Source organism: Streptomyces sp. AJS327, assembly GCF_013450295.1.
Lineage (GTDB): Bacteria > Actinomycetota > Actinomycetes > Streptomycetales > Streptomycetaceae > Streptomyces.
Genome location: NZ_SKBR01000002.1, coordinates 1327902 through 1344947, shown reverse-complemented (window position 1 = coordinate 1344947; position 17046 = coordinate 1327902). Strand labels below are relative to the sequence as shown.

The 17046-nt window shown below is 75.7% G+C and carries 14 protein-coding genes; 9 read left to right on the top strand and 5 right to left on the bottom strand.

Annotated features, from left to right (window positions below; all coding sequences use genetic code 11):
• Positions 1-34 precede the first annotated feature (34 nt).
• Both E0L36_RS15400 and E0L36_RS15395 read left to right on the top strand, forming a co-directional pair.
• Positions 35-1057, top strand: coding sequence for an ATP-binding cassette domain-containing protein (locus tag E0L36_RS15400; RefSeq protein ID WP_180929590.1), 1023 nt, complete (start codon positions 35-37; stop codon positions 1055-1057).
• A gap of 5 nt (positions 1058-1062) precedes the next feature.
• Entirely contained in the window at positions 1063-1920 is an 858-nt protein-coding gene (locus tag E0L36_RS15395) for an ABC transporter permease (protein WP_180929589.1), read from the top strand.
• A gap of 18 nt (positions 1921-1938) precedes the next feature.
• On the opposite strand, the gene E0L36_RS15390 is transcribed toward E0L36_RS15395, so the two are convergent.
• Positions 1939-5307: an AAA family ATPase gene (locus E0L36_RS15390; protein WP_180929588.1), complete on the bottom strand. Its 3369-nt coding sequence runs from the start codon at positions 5305-5307 to the stop codon at positions 1939-1941.
• A gap of 170 nt (positions 5308-5477) precedes the next feature.
• Here E0L36_RS15390 and E0L36_RS15385 point away from each other — a divergent pair, with 170 nt between their 5' ends.
• The 4 genes from E0L36_RS15385 to E0L36_RS15370 all read left to right on the top strand — a co-directional run bounded on the left by E0L36_RS15385 (position 5478) and on the right by E0L36_RS15370 (position 8900).
• Positions 5478-5903: an OsmC family protein gene (locus E0L36_RS15385; RefSeq protein WP_180929587.1), complete on the top strand. Its 426-nt coding sequence runs from the start codon at positions 5478-5480 to the stop codon at positions 5901-5903.
• A 24-nt stretch (positions 5904-5927) separates the two neighbouring features.
• On the top strand, positions 5928-6794 hold the full coding sequence (locus tag E0L36_RS15380; protein ID WP_180929586.1) for an Fpg/Nei family DNA glycosylase: 867 nt from the start codon (positions 5928-5930) through the stop codon (positions 6792-6794).
• 152 nt (positions 6795-6946) lie between these two features.
• The gene (locus E0L36_RS15375; RefSeq protein WP_308416808.1) at positions 6947-8110 is read left to right on the top strand and encodes a saccharopine dehydrogenase NADP-binding domain-containing protein; all 1164 of its coding nucleotides are present in this window, start codon (positions 6947-6949) and stop codon (positions 8108-8110) included.
• A gap of 352 nt (positions 8111-8462) precedes the next feature.
• A complete protein-coding gene (locus E0L36_RS15370; RefSeq protein ID WP_219636573.1) occupies positions 8463-8900 on the top strand; it encodes a hypothetical protein in 438 nt (145 codons plus the stop codon).
• Between the two features lie 411 nt (positions 8901-9311).
• On the opposite strand, the gene E0L36_RS15365 is transcribed toward E0L36_RS15370, so the two are convergent.
• Positions 9312-10826: a helix-turn-helix domain-containing protein gene (locus E0L36_RS15365; protein WP_180929584.1), complete on the bottom strand. Its 1515-nt coding sequence runs from the start codon at positions 10824-10826 to the stop codon at positions 9312-9314.
• Between the two features lie 293 nt (positions 10827-11119).
• On the opposite strand from E0L36_RS15365, the gene E0L36_RS15360 reads away from it, so the two are divergent.
• Both E0L36_RS15360 and E0L36_RS15355 read left to right on the top strand, forming a co-directional pair.
• Positions 11120-11923: a MerR family transcriptional regulator gene (locus tag E0L36_RS15360; protein ID WP_180929583.1), complete on the top strand. Its 804-nt coding sequence runs from the start codon at positions 11120-11122 to the stop codon at positions 11921-11923.
• Positions 11920-12789, top strand: coding sequence for a hypothetical protein (locus tag E0L36_RS15355; protein ID WP_180929582.1), 870 nt, complete (start codon positions 11920-11922; stop codon positions 12787-12789). The genes E0L36_RS15360 and E0L36_RS15355 overlap by 4 nt, the downstream gene beginning before the upstream one ends.
• Positions 12790-12811: 22 nt before the next feature.
• Here E0L36_RS15355 and E0L36_RS15350 read toward each other — a convergent pair whose 3' ends face one another.
• The 3 genes from E0L36_RS15350 to E0L36_RS15340 form a co-directional block, all read right to left on the bottom strand.
• Positions 12812-13066, bottom strand: coding sequence for a DUF5988 family protein (locus E0L36_RS15350; protein ID WP_308416770.1), 255 nt, complete (start codon positions 13064-13066; stop codon positions 12812-12814).
• Positions 13067-13369: 303 nt separating this feature from the next.
• Complete coding sequence (locus E0L36_RS15345) at positions 13370-14170, bottom strand: thioesterase II family protein (protein ID WP_180929581.1); 801 nt, start codon at positions 14168-14170, stop codon at positions 13370-13372.
• Positions 14171-14671: 501 nt separating this feature from the next.
• The gene (locus E0L36_RS15340; protein ID WP_180930028.1) at positions 14672-15265 is read right to left on the bottom strand and encodes a helix-turn-helix domain-containing protein; all 594 of its coding nucleotides are present in this window, start codon (positions 15263-15265) and stop codon (positions 14672-14674) included.
• 262 nt (positions 15266-15527) lie between these two features.
• Here E0L36_RS15340 and E0L36_RS15335 point away from each other — a divergent pair, with 262 nt between their 5' ends.
• On the top strand, positions 15528-16169 hold the full coding sequence (locus E0L36_RS15335; protein ID WP_180929580.1) for a class I SAM-dependent methyltransferase: 642 nt from the start codon (positions 15528-15530) through the stop codon (positions 16167-16169).
• Positions 16170-17046 lie beyond the last annotated feature (877 nt).

The window sequence follows — 17046 nt, the reverse complement described above, 5'->3', positions numbered from 1 at the left end:
CGCCGGTACGGCTCCGAACCTGGGAAGAGAAGAGATGACACGCACAGAACCACCGGGCGAACTCGCCATCGAGACCACCGGCCTGGTCAAGGTCTTCGGTGAGAAGCGCGCCGTCGACGGCGTCGACCTGACCGTGCCGGCCGGTTCGGTCTACGGGGTGCTGGGGCCGAACGGCGCGGGCAAGACCACGGCGGTGCGGATGCTCGCCACCCTGCTGCGCCCGGACGGCGGCCAGGCCCTGGTGTTCGGGCACGACGTCCACCGGGAGGCCGACGCGGTACGCGCCCGGGTCAGTCTGACCGGCCAGTACGCCTCGCTGGACGAGGACCTGACCGGCACCGAGAACCTCGTCCTGCTCGGCAGGCTGCTCGGGCACTCGTGGGCCCGGGCCCGCGAGCGGGCGGCCGACCTGCTCGCGGCCTTCGGCCTGGAGGAGGCGTCGGGGCGCCAGGTAAAGAACTACTCGGGCGGGATGCGGCGGCGGATCGACATCGCCGCGAGCATCCTCAACACCCCCGACCTGCTGTTCCTGGACGAGCCCACCACCGGGCTCGACCCGCGCAGCCGCAACCAGGTGTGGGACATCGTGCGCGCGGTGCGCGCGCACGGCACCACCGTGCTGCTCACCACCCAGTACCTGGACGAGGCCGACCAGCTGGCCGACCGGATCGCCGTGATCGACGCCGGGAAGGTGATCGCGGAGGGCACCCCGGGCGAGCTGAAGTCCTCGGTCGGCGCGGGCTCCGTGCACGTCCGGCTGCGGGACACCGCCCAGCGCCCGGAGGCCCGGCGGCTGCTCACCGAACAGCTGGCCACGGAGGTGCGGTTGGACTCGGACCCGCTGGCCCTCACCGCTCGGGTGGGCGACGCGGCGAGCGCGGACGGTGCCGCGCGGAGCGCCGCCCGGGCCCTCTCCCTCCTCGCGGACCACGGCATCGTCGTGGACGACTTCTCGCTGGGCCAGCCGAGCCTGGACGAGGTGTTCCTCGCGCTCACCGCCCGGCCCGCCGCCGCGGCCTCCCCCGAACCGGCCATCACCACCACCACGAAGGGCTGACGACCATGAGCACCACCGCGACCACGCCGGAGCGGGCCGACGAGGAGCTGGCCCCGGTCCGGGACGAGCAGCTGGCCGCCCTGCTGCTGACGACCGAACGGCCGCCCCGCCCCAGCGCGTTGACCGCCTCGATCAGTTTCGGCTGGCGGGCCATGCTGAAGATCAAGCACGTGCCGGAGCAGCTGTTCGACGTCACGGCGTTCCCGGTCATGATGACGCTGATGTTCACCTACCTGTTCGGCGGGGCGCTCGCCGGATCGACCGGTGACTACCTCCAGTACCTGCTGCCCGGGATCATGGTGATGAGCGTGGTGATGACCACCATGTACACCGGCATGTCGGTCAACACCGATATCGAGAAGGGCGTCTTCGACCGTTTCCGGACCCTGTCGATCTGGCGTCCGGCGCCGATGGTCGGCTACCTGCTCGCCGACGCCGTCCGCTACCTGACGGCGTCCGTGGTGATCCTCGTCCTCGGCCTGGTACTCGGCTTCCGCCCCGCCGGCGGAGTGCTCGGCGTGACCGGCGGGATCGCCCTGCTGATCGTCTTCTCCTTCGCCTTCTCCTGGATATGGACGATGGTGGGGCTGCTGATGCGGTCCGAGAAGTCGGTGATGGGCGTCAGCATGATGGTGCTCTTCCCGATGACCTTCCTCAGCAACATCCTGGTGGAGCCGGAGACGATGCCCGGCTGGCTCCAGGTGTTCGTCGACGTCAACCCCATCGCCCACCTGGTGGCGGCGGTGCGGGACGCGATGGACGGCACGGTCAACGGCGGGGAGATCACCTGGACGCTCGGCTCGGGCGCGGTGCTGATCGCGGTCTTCGGCAGCCTCACCATGCGGCTGTACAACCGGAAGTGAGCCGGAGAGGCGGAGCCGTCACAGCCGCCAGGAGACCCGCCGCTCCGGCTGGTACCGGCAGGAGGTGCCGGTGGTGACGGACTCCCGCAGGTGCGCGGCGAGTTCCGGGTGACTCCCGGCCAGCTTGCGCAGGGTGTCCCGGATCCGGGCGGTGACCGTCTTCCGGGCCCGCTCGGCCTGGTCGCCCAGCCTGCGGGTCCGTCCGGCCAGCCCGGCGGCCTCCCGCAACTGGGCGAGCAGCGCGGCGCGTTCCTCGTCCAGCTCGGCCGCGCGAGTGTCGGCGCCGCGCTCCACCGCCCGGTCGATCTCCTCGTCGAGCCGCTGGAGGCGTTCCCGGTAGGCGGCCTTCGCCCGCTCGTCGAGCAGGGCGTCGCCCCCCAACCGGTGCGCCTCCACGGCCTCCGCCTCCCCGGGTCCCCCACCGGCCGCCAGCAGGGTCGCCGCCGGGATCTCACTGCCGGGATGGGCGAGCAGGGTCCGCAGGTCCCGCAGCCCCTTGGCGTCCGGCAGATGTGCCAGCCGTCCCGCGAAACGCAGCGCCCAGACCGCGCCCTCCCGGCGGAACTCGGCGGCGGACGGCTCGGGTTGGGCCGCGTGCGGCCCGGGGTCAGCCACGCGCGGTCCGGGTAGCGTCCCAGGCGGCTCGAACTCCGCTGCCGACAGCCCGGGTTGGGCGGGGCCGGAAGCGGCGACCGGCCACGGGGCCCCGGCGCGGAGCGCCGCCCGCGCCCGCCCGGCAAGCCGCACCATGCCCATCTCCCCCGCCACACGCTCCACTTCGGCGTACAGCGCCTCGCTTCGCTCCCGGTCACCGGGGAGACCCCGCTCACGCAGCACGTGCGCGAGACCGACGCGGGCCTCCGCCGACCAGGCGTGCAGGCACAGCCGGTCGGCCGCGGCGAGCGCCGCGCCGAACCCCTCGACCGCGGCGTCGACGCGGTCCAGCGCCGCGTCCAGCTGGGCCAGCCAGAGGACGACGGGACCGCCGATGTCACAGCCGTAGAAGGAGACACACCACTCGCGCGCGTACGGCGCGAGGTCGTCCCGGGCCCGGGCCAGCAGGTCCTCCTCGCCGGAGAGCACCGCGGCCTCGGCCTGGAAACGCAGCCACAACGGCACCACCGCGCGCGGTAGTTGGCGCTCGGGCCGCTCGTGCCGGGCGTACTCCCCACGGAGGTACCCGACCGCCACGGCGGCGTCCCCCCGGTGCGCGGCGCAGAGCGCGCCCAGCAGGCCCGTCGCCGGATGCCCCGCGGCGGTGAGCGGTCCGAGTAGTTCCTCGGCCCGTCCCTCCTCCCCGCGCAGCAGCGCCAGCGACCACCGGATGTGCAGCCCGGCCACGCTGTCCCAGAGCCGCCGCCGCTCCCCGGTCAGTTCGGGGATGCCCTCCAGCAGCCGGGCGACCCGGCCGACCTCGCCCCGGTGGGCGTCGACCAGCGTGCGGTCGGCGTCGGCCATCACCGTCAGCCGGGGGACGTTCAACCGCCGGGCGAGCGCGACCTGTTCGTCCAGCTGGTGCAGATAGCGCGGGTCGTCCTGCTCCAGCAGCGCCACCCAGCGCAGCGCGGAGGCGTACATCGCCATGCTCTGGTCGCCGGAGCGGCGGGCGACGGTGAGGATCTCCTCGGTGAGCGCCTGCCGTTCGGCGGCGGTGCCCGGGCCCCAGATGAGGTCGTGCCGGGTGGAGAGGCCGAAGCTGAGCATCTCGTCGTCCAGCCCGCCACGGGCGACGGCGGTGAGGTGTTCGCTCAGCTCCTCGGCCAGGACGTGCGGGGCGCGCCCGCCCGGCGGCTCCGGACCGCCGTGGCCGGTGGGCTCCCCGGGCGCCAGGGCCTCGTGCGCCTCACCGATGAGGTCGGCGACCAACTTCCCCTGGGAGCCGGTGTATCCGCCGCCGTAGAGCGTGAGGGCGGCGCGGGCCAGCGGCTCCGCGTCGTCCAGCCCCCGGGCCAGCTCGACGGCCTCGCCCAGCACCCGCCAGCTCTCCTCCCACTCCCGGTTGCACTGGAGCGCCGTGCCCAGCCCCACGGTGTACCGGAACCGGGCGCGGACGTCCGTGACCGGTATCCGCTCCAGGGCGCGCCGCCGGTGCCCGATCGCCTCCTCCACGGCGTACCGGACCTCGGCGTCCTCGGCGGCGGCCAGTTGGAGTTCGGCGGCCTGCCCGGGGTCGAGCGCGGGCCCGGCGAGGTGGGCGTGGCGCGCGAGTTCGGCGGGCAGCACCCGCCCGGCGAGCGCCGGGTTCCCGACGACGGCGCGGACGGCCGCCGCGTGCAGGGCACGGGCCTCCGCCGAGCCGAGGGTGTCGTGCAGCGCCTCGCGCACCAGGTCGTGCGCGAAGGAGAAGCGGCCCTCCTCCTCGGCCACCACCAGGCGGGCCGCGAGGGCCTGGTCGAGCAGCCGGTCGGCGTGGGCCACCGGCTGTCCCGCGACGGCGGCGAGCAGCGCCCGGTGGAAACGGCGGCCCAGCACGGCGGCGGTGGCCAGCAGCTCCGCGACCGGCTCGGGCAGCAGGGAGAGCCGCCGCCGCACCGCCTCGCTCACCCCGGGGGCGACCGCGCTGACCGATCCGCCGCTGTGCCACAGCCGGGCCGTCTGCTCGATGAAGAAGGGGTTGCCGCCGGTGCGCCGCAGGACCTCCGCGACGAGCGCCGGTTCCGGTGGGGTGCCGGTGGTGCGCGTGATGAGGGCGCTGGCGCCCGCGTCGTCCAGCCCCGTCAGGGTGAGGGTGGTGGCCTTCGCGACGAGCGGAAGCAGCAGCGGGCGCAGCGGGTGGCCGGGTGCCTCCCCCTCGACGTCCCGGTAGGTGCCGACAAGCAGGAGGCGCTCGAACCAGGTGTGCTGGGCGGCGAACTCCAGCAGTCGCAGGGACTCCGGATCGGCCCAGTGCAGGTCCTCCAGCAGCACCAGCACCGGGCGGTGCTGCGAGGCGGCGACCAGCGCGGTGGTCACCGCGTCGTAGAGCCGGAAGCCCGCCGGTGCGCTTTCGCCGCCCCCGGCGGGCGTCCCGGACGCACCGGCGGGAGTCGCGGAACCCGCCGGTGCGGGGGTGCCGGGCTCCCCGCCCAGCAGCACCGCCAGGTCAGCGGCGCTGGCGGCCTCCTCGACGGCCCGCCACTCCTCGGGGGTGGCGGCGCGGCGCAGCGCGCGCACGGTCTGGGTCCAGGGCCAGTAGCCGGGGGCGCTGCCGGAGGCCCAGCAGGCGCCGCCGACGACCAGCGAGCCGTTCCGCCGTGCCTCCTCGGCGATCCGGGTGACGAGCGCCGTCTTGCCGATCCCCGCCTCCCCCGTGACCAGCACCAGCCCGCCGTGGCTCGCCGCGGCCCGGGCGGTCTCGCCACGCAGCAGCGCGGTGGGGTGCTCCCTTCCGATCAGCTCCACTGTCATGTGGGCGAGCGTAGCGAGGGGGTCTGACAGCCCCGGCGCGTCGGGCCCCCGCCCCGGCGGGTGGCGGGCGCAGGATCGGGTACGGCCCGGCGCCGCCGGCGACCCCGCGCCGGGCGGCGCGGACCACGGCGGTCGCGGGCCACGGCACCTACCACTACGGAGGTTTGACCATGGCTACGACACGTACGGCGCACACCATCTGGACCGGCTCGCTGACCGAGGGGAGGGGGACGCTGAGCTTCGACTCGTCCGGTCTCGGCGAGCACCCGGTCTCCTGGCCCGCGCGCGCCGAGGAACCGGACGGCAAGACCAGCCCCGAGGAGCTGATCGCCGCGGCCCACTCCAGCTGCTTCTCGATGGCGCTGTCCAACGGGCTGAGCGGCGCGGGGAACCCGCCCTCCCGGCTGACCACCCAGGCCGACGTGACCTTCCAGCCCGGCACCGGCATCACCGGCGTGCGGCTGACGGTGCGCGGCGAGGTTCCGGGGCTGGACGAGGCGGCGTTCGTCTCGGCGGCGGAGGACGCGAAGGTGAACTGTCCGGTCAGCCAGGCGCTCACCGGCGTCCCGATCACACTGTCGGCGTCGCTGGGCTGACCGGCTCGCGGACGGGAGGACCAGATGCCCGAGCTGCCCGAGGTCGAGGCCCTGCGGAGCTTCCTGGCGGACCGGCTGGTGGGACACCCGGTGGCGCGGGTGCTGCCGCTCGCGGTGAACGTGCTCAAGACCTACGACCCACCGCTGGACGCGCTGGACGGACGGACCGTCACGTCCGTCGCCCGGCACGGCAAGTTCCTGGACCTGGCCTGCGACGGCCCGCGTCTGGTCCTCCACCTGGCCCGGGCGGGCTGGGTGCGCTGGCACGACCGCCTCCCGGACACCCCGCCCCGTCCGGGCCGGGGACCGCTGGCCCTGCGACTGGAGCTGGCCGAGCCCCCGCGCACCGGCTTCGACCTCACCGAGGCCGGGCCCCGCAAGGACCTCGCGGTGTACTGCGTGTGGCGGCCGGACGAGGTGCCGGGGATCGCCCGGCTCGGCCCGGACCCGCTGGACCCCGGCTTCACTCCCGAGGTGCTGGCCGGGCTGCTGCGCGGCCAGCGGCACCGCGTCAAGGGGCTGTTGCGCGACCAGAGCGTGCTGGCCGGGGTGGGCAACGCCTACTCGGACGAGATCCTGCACGCCGCCCGCCTCTCGCCGTACCGGCTGGCCGCCGAGCTGACCGAGGAGGAGACCGGCCGGCTGTACGTGGCGATCGGCGCGGTGCTGCGGGAGGCGGTGGCCGCGGCGGGCGGGGTCGCGGCGGGACGGCTCAGGGGGCACAAGCGGGCGCGCATGCGGGTGCACGGCCGCGCGGGCGAGGAGTGCCCGGTGTGCGGGGACACCGTCCGGTCGGTGGTGTTCCGCGACTCGTCGCTGGAGTACTGCCCGGCCTGTCAGACCGATGGCCGCATCCTCGCTGACCGGCGGATGTCGCGTCTGCTGAAATAGCCGGGGTGGCCCGGGCCCCGCCCGGGCCACCCCGACGCGGCGGACGAGAGCGAGGAGTTGCGGTGCCGGAGCGGAACGAGCGGGCGGACGGCGCCCCTGGCGGACACCCCCCGGGCGGCACGGCGGCGCGGGAGAACACCCGCCCGTACGACGTGGTCCTGTTCGGCGCCACGGGGTTCACCGGCCGTCTCACCGCCCACTACCTGGCCCGGCAGGCGCCCCCGGGGCTGCGCTGGGCCCTCGCGGGCCGGGACGCGCGGAAACTGGCGGCGCTCCGCTCCGAGTTGGCCGCCACCCACCCGGCCCTCGCCGACCTCCCGCTGCTGGAGGCGGACGTCACCGACGGCGCCGCGCTGCGTCAACTCGCGGCCAGCGCACGGGTGGTGGCCACCACGGTGGGCCCGTACATCCGCTACGGCCACGCGCTGGTCGCGGCGTGCGCCGACACCGGCACGGACTACCTGGACATCAGCGGAGAGCCGGAGTTCGTGGACCTGACCTACCTCCGCTGCCACGAACGGGCCCGCCGCACCGGGGCGCGGCTGGTGCACTCCTGCGGCTTCGACTCGATCCCGTACGACCTGGGGGTCCGCCTCACCGTCGAGCGGCTGCCCGAGGGCGTGCCGCTGCGGGTCGACGGCTTCGTACGGTCCAACGCCGGGCTGTCGGGCGGCACCTTCTCCAGCGCGCTGCTGGCCTTCGCGCGCGGGCGGCGGATGGCGCGCACCGCGCGGGAGCGGCGGCGGGCCGACCCCCGGCCCCCGGGCCGGACGGTGCGCACCCCGGTGGACCGGATCCGCCGCGGGGCGGACCAGGGCGACTGGGCGGTGCCGCTGCCGACCATCGACCCGCGTGTGGTGGGGCGTTCGGCGGCCGCGCTGGAACGTTACGGCCCCGACTTCCGCTACCGGCACTACGCGGCGGTCAGGCACCTGCCGACCGTGGTCGGCGGCGTCGCGGGGTTGGGCACGCTGGCCCTGCTCGCCCAGCACCCCTCCACCCGGCGGCTGTTGATGTCGCGCCTGGCCCCGGGCGAGGGTCCGGACGCGGCGCGCCGGGCCCGGAGCTGGTTCTCGGCGCGCTTCGTCGGCACGGGCGGTGGACGCCGAGTGGTCACCGAGGTGTCGGGCGGCGATCCGGGGTACGACGAGACCGCCAAGTTCCTCGCGGAGTCCGCCCTCTGCCTCGCGCTGGACGGGGGGCTGCCGGAGACCTCCGGCCAGGTCACCACGGCCGCCGCGATGGGTGAGGCACTGACCGCGCGGCTGGTGCGCGCCGGGGTCCGCTTCGACGTGCGCGAGGAGGGCCCCGCCTGACCGGCCCCGGGCCCGCGCGGCGCCAACCGGCGTGCCGCGCGGGCTGGTTCGCCTCGTGTCCGGGAGGGCCGGCGGGACCCGGCGGGGCGGCGGACCCGACACCCCGCGTACGGCGGGGTGTTCGGATCGCCACCCTCCGCGAGCGGCACCGGCCAGCCCGCCGGGGCCGGATGTGGGAACGTTACCGGCGGTGGGTCGGGACGGGCGGCTCGTCCCACGTCCCGTGGGGACGCGGGAGGTGCGCGGCGGGTACCGGAAGTCCAGCCGACTCCGGGTGGTTTCCGGCGATGTCACACCGTCCGCACCACCCGCTCCCTATGATCCATTTCGAGGTATCCGCACGAGAAGAGGGATGAGGATGCTGGAGAGCATCGCGGCCCGGAGGGCCGAACTGGACGCGCGCGTCGAGGAACTGGCCAGGCAGCTGGAGGAGGCGCGCGCGGAGCGCGAGGAACTGGCGGTCGCCGAGAAGGTGTTGCGGAGACTGGAGGACCCGGTCCCGGCGCAGACCCGCGCGGGCTCGTCGGCCGGTGCGGAGCGGGGGCAGACCCTCGTGGTGCCGCACCGGGAGGCGGAGATGGACGGCACCGAACTGCCGGACGACTACCGGCGTATCTGGGAGACGGTGCGGTCCGAGGAGGAGCCGATGATGGCCAAGGACGTGTGCGTCGTCCTCGACCTGGGCGTCGAGCCCCGCGTGGTCGAACCGGCGCGCGGCAAGCTGCGGCGGCTCGCCGAGCGCGGCTGGCTGCGCAAGACCAACGACGGGCGGTTCGCCAGCGACGACTGACCCGCACGCCCGGCCTCGGCCCGGGTGTCCCCCGGCGGTGGACGACGCGCCCGCGCGGTGCCCCGCCGGGGGGAGAGACCTCTCCCCGGACGCCTCCACGAGAGCGGCCGCGGCGCCCCGGCCACGCCCGGCTGACCGGCGAACGAGCGGTGAACGCACAGCGGTTGGCTGGAGGGGGCACGCGGCACCCCGTCCGCGCCGGAGGGGCGTCCGTCCCCGGCGATCCCGGCCCAGCAGGCCCCGTGATCCCGGTGCGGAGGATTCCCCGGCGGTGGAGTGCCGCGCGGCACGGCGGCTCCGGCGATCCGGCACCGCGTGCTCGCGCACACAGGGAACCCCCGTTCCCCTGGTACGCCGACCCTCGTCATGACGTTAGAAGAGACGGGGGGCTCCGGCCACGGTGCACGGTGCTCAATCGGCGGCGCCAGGTGTGCACGGTGCCCAGGGAGCGCGGGCGCCAGCGATCCGCAGGGCGTACACCACATCGTGGACACCGGCCCCGGTGGTCAGCAGGTCGAGCCCCAACAGCGCCTCGACGGCGCGCAGATGGGCACGGACGGTGTTCCGGCTCACCCCCAGCCGGACGGCGGCGCGCTGGGCGTCGGTGTTGGTGTCTATCCAGACCCGCAGGGTGCGGAGATGTCGGTCACACAGCGGCCGCAGGACCGTCTGGGCCCAGGCCGCCGCGGGTTCGCTGCGCAGCAGCCCGTCCAGGCTCGGCGGGGCCCGGTGGTGGTCGGGGAGTGAAGCGGGCCCGGCCTCGCTGATCGCCAGCGCCAGATGGACGGTGGCCCGGGAGTGGACGTCCGTGAGGTCCTGCCCGAGCGCCCGCTCGGCCCGTCTGAGGTGCGCGGTGACGGTGTTGCGGCTCAGGTCGAGCAGCCGGGCCACCCCCGACCGGGACATGCGCAGGGACAGGCCCGTGATGTCCGCGCTGGCCCGCGGCGCCGTGGCCAGCGGGCGGAGCAGCTCGCTGGCCCACTCGACGGCTCCCTGCCGGGGCAGTACGCCCTCCAGCGGGGTCCTGGCGTGGTAGTGGGCGACACGGCCGGGCGCGGCGCGGGCCGCGGCCAGCGCGTGGGTGGCCTGCACGTAGGCGGCCGTCGTCCCGCCGAGCGGGTGCGCGCCGCTGATCCCCAGCGCGTAGCGGGGGTTGTCCCGCACGAGACGGCGCAGCGCCCGGCCGTGCCCGCCGGCCGGGGCGGTACCGTCCGCGTCCTCGGCGATGAGGCAGATCAGGTGGTCCTTGAAGACGGGGCACCGCATCAGCAGGTCCGGGCCGTGGTACCCGGCGGTGTCCTGGTGGGCCCACGCTATGCCGCTGCCCCGCGCGGGCGGGCAGTACAGCAGGTGGAGCCGGAGCCGGTCCGCCTCCAGCAGCCGTGGCACGGCACCGGTCGTCATCCGGCGGGCCAGCATCGGATCGCCGGCCATCAGCGCGTGCAGCACGGCGAACCGCACCTGGTGCGCCTTGTCCTGGTAGCCGAGCCAGGCCCGGTCACCGTTCCCGGCCTGGCGCAGCAGCGCGAGGAGGGTCCCGGCGTGCGAGGTCAGCGCCACCTCGTCCGGGGTGGGCTCGGTCCGTCCGACCACCACCAGCACCGGACGCGCGTCGTGTGCCCCGAGCGCCTCGCAGCGCACGTGCAGCGGCCCGGCCGGGGTCGCGGCGGCGGCCAGCTGCCCGTCGGACATCCGCGCCAGCAGCGGAGTGAGGCGGTCCAGCACCCCGTGGGGGAAGTCCGGGGTGGCCGACTCCACCGTGCCCGCGTCGTGGACCACCACCGCGAGCTGCGCGCCGGTCTGCCGGTGCAGCCAGTTCAGCACGTCCTGGACGTCCGGTCCGGTGTCGCGGGACGTCTGGCGCCGCACCTCCCGCAGCAGTCCGTCCACCCGCGCCGCCCACTCCGGCGCCCCACTGTCCGCCACGGCCCACCGCCTCCTCGCTGGTCATCCCCCTCTCCCCGCGGCGGGTTCCCGCCACGGCCCGGGACGGCGGACCGCGCGCCGGAGGGTCCGCCCCACCCGGCACCGGCCGAAGCCGCCCCGGACTCCCCCGGTTCGTGGTGCAGGGTATCCGCCTCCCCCACCAGCCCCTCCGTCCCGCCCACCCGGCGAACCCGCCACGGCGTCCCCGCCGGGCCCCCCGCCCCGGCGCGGACGGACGGCGGCGCTCCGGGCTCCCTTGACCCTGTCGCGACGTCAACGTTTCTACTGATCACATGCGTATCGGAGAACTCGCCGCGCTCGCCGGGGTCACCACCCGCACCGTGCGCCACTACCACCGGATCGGGCTGCTGCCCGAACCCGAACGCCGGTCCAACGGCTACCGCGTGTACGGGCTGCGCGGCGCCATCGAACTCGTCCGGATCCGACGGCTGACCGAACTCGGCCTGGGCCTGGACGAGATCCGCGACGTGCTCGCCGACGACCAGGGGCGCGACACCCACGAGGTGCTGGCCGAGCTGGACGAGGACCTGGCCCGGCAGGAGCGGAGCGTCCGCGAGCGCCGGGAGCGGCTCGCGGAACTGCTGCGGAACGCCGACGCCTCCGGTGGCCTGCCACCCGAGGGCCCCGTCTCGCCCGAACTGACCGCGCTCTTCACGGAGATGTCCGAGTACTCCGCGCGACTCCCGGGAGCGGAACCGCACATGGCCGCGCGCGACCGGGAGGTGCTGGCCCTGCTGGACGCGGCTCCCGAGTCGGCGTCGTACGCCTGGCTCACCGAACTACTCGCCTCGCTGCGGGCCGACAGCGAGGCGATGCGGGCCGCCTACGACATCTACGCGCGCCTCGACGAACTGGCCGGGGCCCCGGTCGACGACCCCCGGATCCCCGAGGTCGCCGCCGCGATCGCCGCGCTGATGCCGGACGAGCTGGCGCCCGAACTGGCCCGGTCGGCGGTGGAGATGGACGAGGGGGTGCCGGGCGGCGCCTTCGCCGAGGCCCTGCTGGCCCACCACACCCCGGCGCAGGCCGAGGTGCTGCGGCGGACCATGCGACTGCTCTGGGAGCGCGCGCGATGAGCCGGTGGAAGGTGTGGCTGCTCGGCGCCCTGCTGCTCGTCGAGTGGACGTTGCTACTGTGCGTGGCGAACGGAGTGGCGGTGGCCCCGCCCCTGCTGGCCGCGGGCGGGCTCGCGGTACTGGCCGGGCTCACGGCGCACCTGTGGGACGTGGTGCGGGCCTACCGCGCCGCGCGGCGGTCGGGCACCGTCCCGCGCGCCGCCGCCGCGCGGGCGCTGGACGCGGCGGTACCGGCGGTCGTCCGGCGGCTCGCCCGGCACGAGTTCGCGCTGCTGGGCGCGCAGTTGAGGTGGCTGACCCGCCGTCCCCCGCACGGCGCGGGTCCGGGGGACACCGTCGGCGGCTACGCCGCGGCGCAGTCCGCGCTGATGTACGCGCTGATCCTCGTCTCCGTGGTGGAGACGGTGGCCCTGGCCTACCTCATCCCGTGGCCCGCGGTGCACCTAGTCGTGCTGGTGCTGGACGTCTGGGGCGTCCTCTTCGCGCTCGGGCTGCACGCCTCCTGCGTGACCAGGCCGCACCTGGTCGGCGCGGACGGCTCCCTGCGGGTGCGGTACGGGGCGCTGGTCGACATCCGGACGCCGGCGGGGGGCGTCACCGCCGTCCGGCTGGACCGCCGGTTCCCGCGCGGCGGCGGGCTGGTGCGGGTGGACGCGGACGGCACCGCGGAGCTGGCGGTCGCCGGGCAGACCAACGTCACCGTCGAACTCGCCGAACCGGTGGAGTTCCGCCGTCCGTTGGGCGCCGTGGAGCGAGCCGGCACCCTGCGGTTCTGGGTCGACGACCCCGAGCCGGTGGTGGCCGCGCTGCGCGGGGCGGCGCGGCCCACCGGCCCGTGGGACGGCGCACCGGAGCGGACCACCTGACCCGGGCACCGGTCCGCCGGGGCTACTCGGCCACGTAGGTCCGCCGCGTCCAGCGCAGGACACGGAGCGGGCGGCCCTCGTGCTCGGCGGTCTCCGCCGTCGGTTCGAAGTGCTCGTAGGTGTTGCCGACCTCCAGCTTGAGGGTGGCCTCCGGGTCGGGGACGTACCGCACCCGCTTCGTGGAGGTCACGTGGTCCGGCCCGCCGCGCAGCAGGACGTTGGGCGGGGCCGACGGCGCCGACGAGGAGGCAGGGGGCGCTGAGGACAGTGGTGACACAGTGTCAGACTCCCGTTGGGTCAGGGGCGAACGGGGACCGCTCGCGCGGATGGCCCGGGCGGGGCACCGGTGCTTCCACCGTCGGGCACCGGCCACCACGGCGTGTACCGCGGTGCGCTGGGATCAATGGTGCGCTCCCGGCCGGAGGGCCGGTTCGGGGCCGCTCCCCGGTCCTCACCCCAGCCTCCGCGCCCGACTGTCCGGGCCCGGCCCACGGCCGCGAACACCCGCCGGTCCGCCGCCCGTTGGGGCGCGGGCCCACGCCCGGACGCCGGTGGTCCCCCTCCGGGTCCACCGGCGCGGTCAGGCACCGTGTCCGGTGGGGGTGGCCGCCTCCAGGAACTCGTCGATGTCCGCGGTCATCGCCGCCGCCACCTCGGGTATGCGCGCGTCGAGGTAGAAGTGACCGCCGGGGAAGAGCTTCAGCCGGGTCTCGCCGGTGGTCTCCTCGCGCCACAGCTCCGTGTCCTGCCGCCGCACGTAGTCGTCCTCCTCGCCGAGGTAGCAGCTGATCGGGCAGGAGAGGCGCTGTTCCACGGTGGCCTGGTAGGTGTCGGCCGCCTTGAAGTCCCCCCGCAGCACGGGCAGCAGCACGCTCAGCACCTCCGGGTCGTCCAGCTCCGGCAGCTCGGCCCGCGTCATCCGCCGGACGTGGCCGACGATGACCTCGTCGCTCAGCTCGTACGCCCTCTCCCGCCACCGCCAGGCCCGGGGCGCCCCCTGGCTGGACACCAGCAGGCAGGCCGGGAGCGGCAGTGAGCGCCGCTGGAGGTCGTGCATGACCTCGAAGGCGACGTAGGCGCCCAGGCTGTGCCCGAGGAACACCGTGGGCTGGGGCGGCTGTTCGGCCAGGACGTCCGTGACCCGGCGCGCCAGTTCCCGGACGTCGTCCAGCACGGGCTCCGTACGCCGGTCCTGACGGCCGGGGTACTGCACGCCCAGGACGTCCAGCGAGGCGGGCAACTCCCGGGCCAGCGGGGCGAAGTAGTTGGCCGATCCGCCGCCGTGCGGGAAGCACAGTAACCGCGCGGCGGGTTCCCGGACGGTCCGCCCGGCGTTCAGCCGACGCAACCAGTCCTTCGCGGGGCCGGTGAGTGGGTTCACGGTGTTCGTTCCTTTCGCGCGCCAGCCGCCGGTCCGTGGCGGACCGGCGGCTGAGTCAGGGTGGTGCTGTCCTCGTACGGTATCTCCGGGCGTGGGGTGGTTACCCGGACCCGGCGGTGGCTATACCGCCTGGGCCGGTCCGGGCGTCCCGGGCCCGCTTCCGGCCGTCCCGCGCGTCCCGGCTCCGGCGCCGGAAGCGTCCCACGGCGGCTCCGCCCCTGGTGAACGGCGCCGTGCGCGGCGGCATCCCTGCCAGAACGCTGCCCAACCCACCGTCCTGGCACGGATGCTGACGGACCTGCCCGGCCACCGTGCTGGAGAGGGACAGCACGTCACGACCCGGGCCCGCTCCTCCCCGGCCACGCACGGGAACCCACCCCGGGTATCCGCTCGGGGCACCGAACTCCACCCCGGCCACGGCCGGTTCGCGGCGAACGGCGTTGACACACGCGAGGCGATCCGGGCGGCGGTCCGGACCCGGCGGCCCCGGAAGGCGCCGGTTCAGCTCTCGCGGGCGGGGCGGGCGCGCAGCTGCGGGCGTTCGCCCTGCGGGCCGAACAGGGTGAGGAACTCCACCGGTTGCTCCCCCACGGTGGCGAAGCCGTGCGGGGTGCGGGTGTCGAACTCCGCCACCTCCCCCGCCGTCAGCACCAGATCGTGCGCGCCCAGGGTCAGCCGCAGCCGCCCGGACAGCACGTACAGCCACTCGTACCCCTCGTGCACGCGCTGTTCCGGGTGCCCGGGGCCGCCGTACCCCGGCGGCAGGATCTGCTTGCAGGCGTGCGGCCCGCCGACGTACCGGGTGAGCGGCACGAGCGTCGCGCCGTTCCGGGTGACCGGCCGCTGGTGGACGCGCGGGTCCCCGGTCTCCGGTGCGCCGACCAGCTCGTCCAGCCGCACGCCGTACGCCCGCGCCAGCGGGAGCAGCAGCTCCAGGGTGGGCCTGCGCCGTCCGGACTCCAGCCGGGAGAGGGTGCTGACCGAGATCCCGGTGCGCTCGGCGAGCCGCGCGAGGGTGGAGCCCCGCTCGCGCCGTAGCGCCCGCAGGCGCGGGCCGACCACGGCCAGCGCCCGCGCGAGTTCGTCCCCGTCCATCGTTTGCCACTCCGGCAACAGATCTTGGCCGGCGTCCGGGCCCGGACGCACCATCGTCAGCGTACCCACGCCCCGGCGGACGGCCGGAGCGACGACCGACCCGGACCGCCGTGCCGGCCGGCCACCCCGCGCGTCTCCCCACTGGTCAGCGGGGGCCCCGAGCAGGATGGGACGGGCTGGCCACCGAGCCACCGCCGCACCGAACGGCGGGTCCGGCCACCGGCGCCGGGAGGTCCCGGCCGACGAGGAGAGGAAACCACCGATGAGCGACGACGCGGTCAGCCACGAGGACCACTGGGACAGCCGCTACGCGGAGAGCGAGCGCATGTGGAGCGGCCGCCCCAACGTGGCCTTGGTCCGCGCGGTGGAGGGGTACACCCCGGGTACCGCCCTCGACCTCGGCTGCGGGGAGGGCGCCGACGCCATCTGGCTGGCCGAGCGCGGCTGGCGGGTCACCGGCGCCGACGTCTCCGGCGTGGCCCTGCGGCGCGCCGCCGCGCACGCGAGCGACGCGGGTGTGGCCGAGCGGGTCGACTGGCAGCGGCACGACCTGGGCAGCACCTTCCCCGAGGGCACCTTCGACCTGGTCAGCGCGCACTATCTGCACGACCACGGCGATATGCCACGGGAGCGGATCCTGCGCGGGGCCGCCGCGGCGACCGCCCCGGGCGGCGTCCTGCTGGTCGTCGGGCACACCGGCGGCCCCGCCTGGGCGGACCACCAGCACCACCACGCGGACGCGCACTTCCCCACCCCGAACGAGGTGCTCGGCGCCCTCGAACTGCCCCCCGGCGAGTGGGAGGTGCTGCGCTCGGAGGAGTTCGAGCGCACACAGGACGACCCCGAGGGCCGGCCCACCCCCCGGACCGACAACCTGCTGATGGTCCGTCGGCTCCCCGCCTGACCGCCGCGCGGCACGGCCCCACCGCCGCCAGCTCGCCCCGCTGACGCGCGGGACGCTGACGGAACGCCCGCCGAGCGGTACGGTGCCCCGTGCCGAGCGCCGTGCGCGAGGCCACACCCCCGGGCCGTTCACCCGGTCGCGGGGGTCCAGCCCCTCCGGGTATCCCTCCCGGCACGCTCCCCGCACCGGCAGCCGTCCCCGCCATATCCCCCTCGTCCGGGGCGAGTTGGCATGCGCGCCGTCCGGATCGGACGGCACACCGGGGTCCGCCGTTCCGGCTCGGCTCCGGTGTCCGTCGTTCACGGCCTCCTTCCCCCACCCCGGGGCGCCTCCGGCCCGCTCGGGGCACCCCGGCGGGCGGGACGGACCGAGGCGAGGCGGGTGGCCCGCCGGGAGCGGGATGACCCGGCCGTCCCGAAGAGCGGGGCAACCGGTCGGTTTTCACCGGGGGTTCCGCTCGCCACGGAAGCGACAACCGCTTCCCCACCCGCCCCGGCACCCCCTCCCGCCCCGGGCACGGCGCCGCACACCAGGACGCCGGAACGGCGTGAGAGAGCGGGGATGGCGGGATGACGACGCGGACGGCGCCCGCGCCAGCGGACGTACCCCGGATCTCATCCCGTGGAATCCGCGCGGGAGCCGGTTCTCACCGGGCGTCCGGGCGCACCGGGCACCCGAGAACGCCGTCCCCGGAGCCGGACTCGGACCGGGTGCCGCCACCCCGGGACGGGGGCGCGCCGAGCCGCGGGCACCGCCCCGTCCGGGGCGCCCACGTCAGCGTGAACTTCCGTGCCATGGAGGGGAGTTCGACGGACACGGGGGCGGGTGGACGGCCCCCGGAAGAGGTGACCGGCCGGTTCCCGCCGTTACGTCCGGC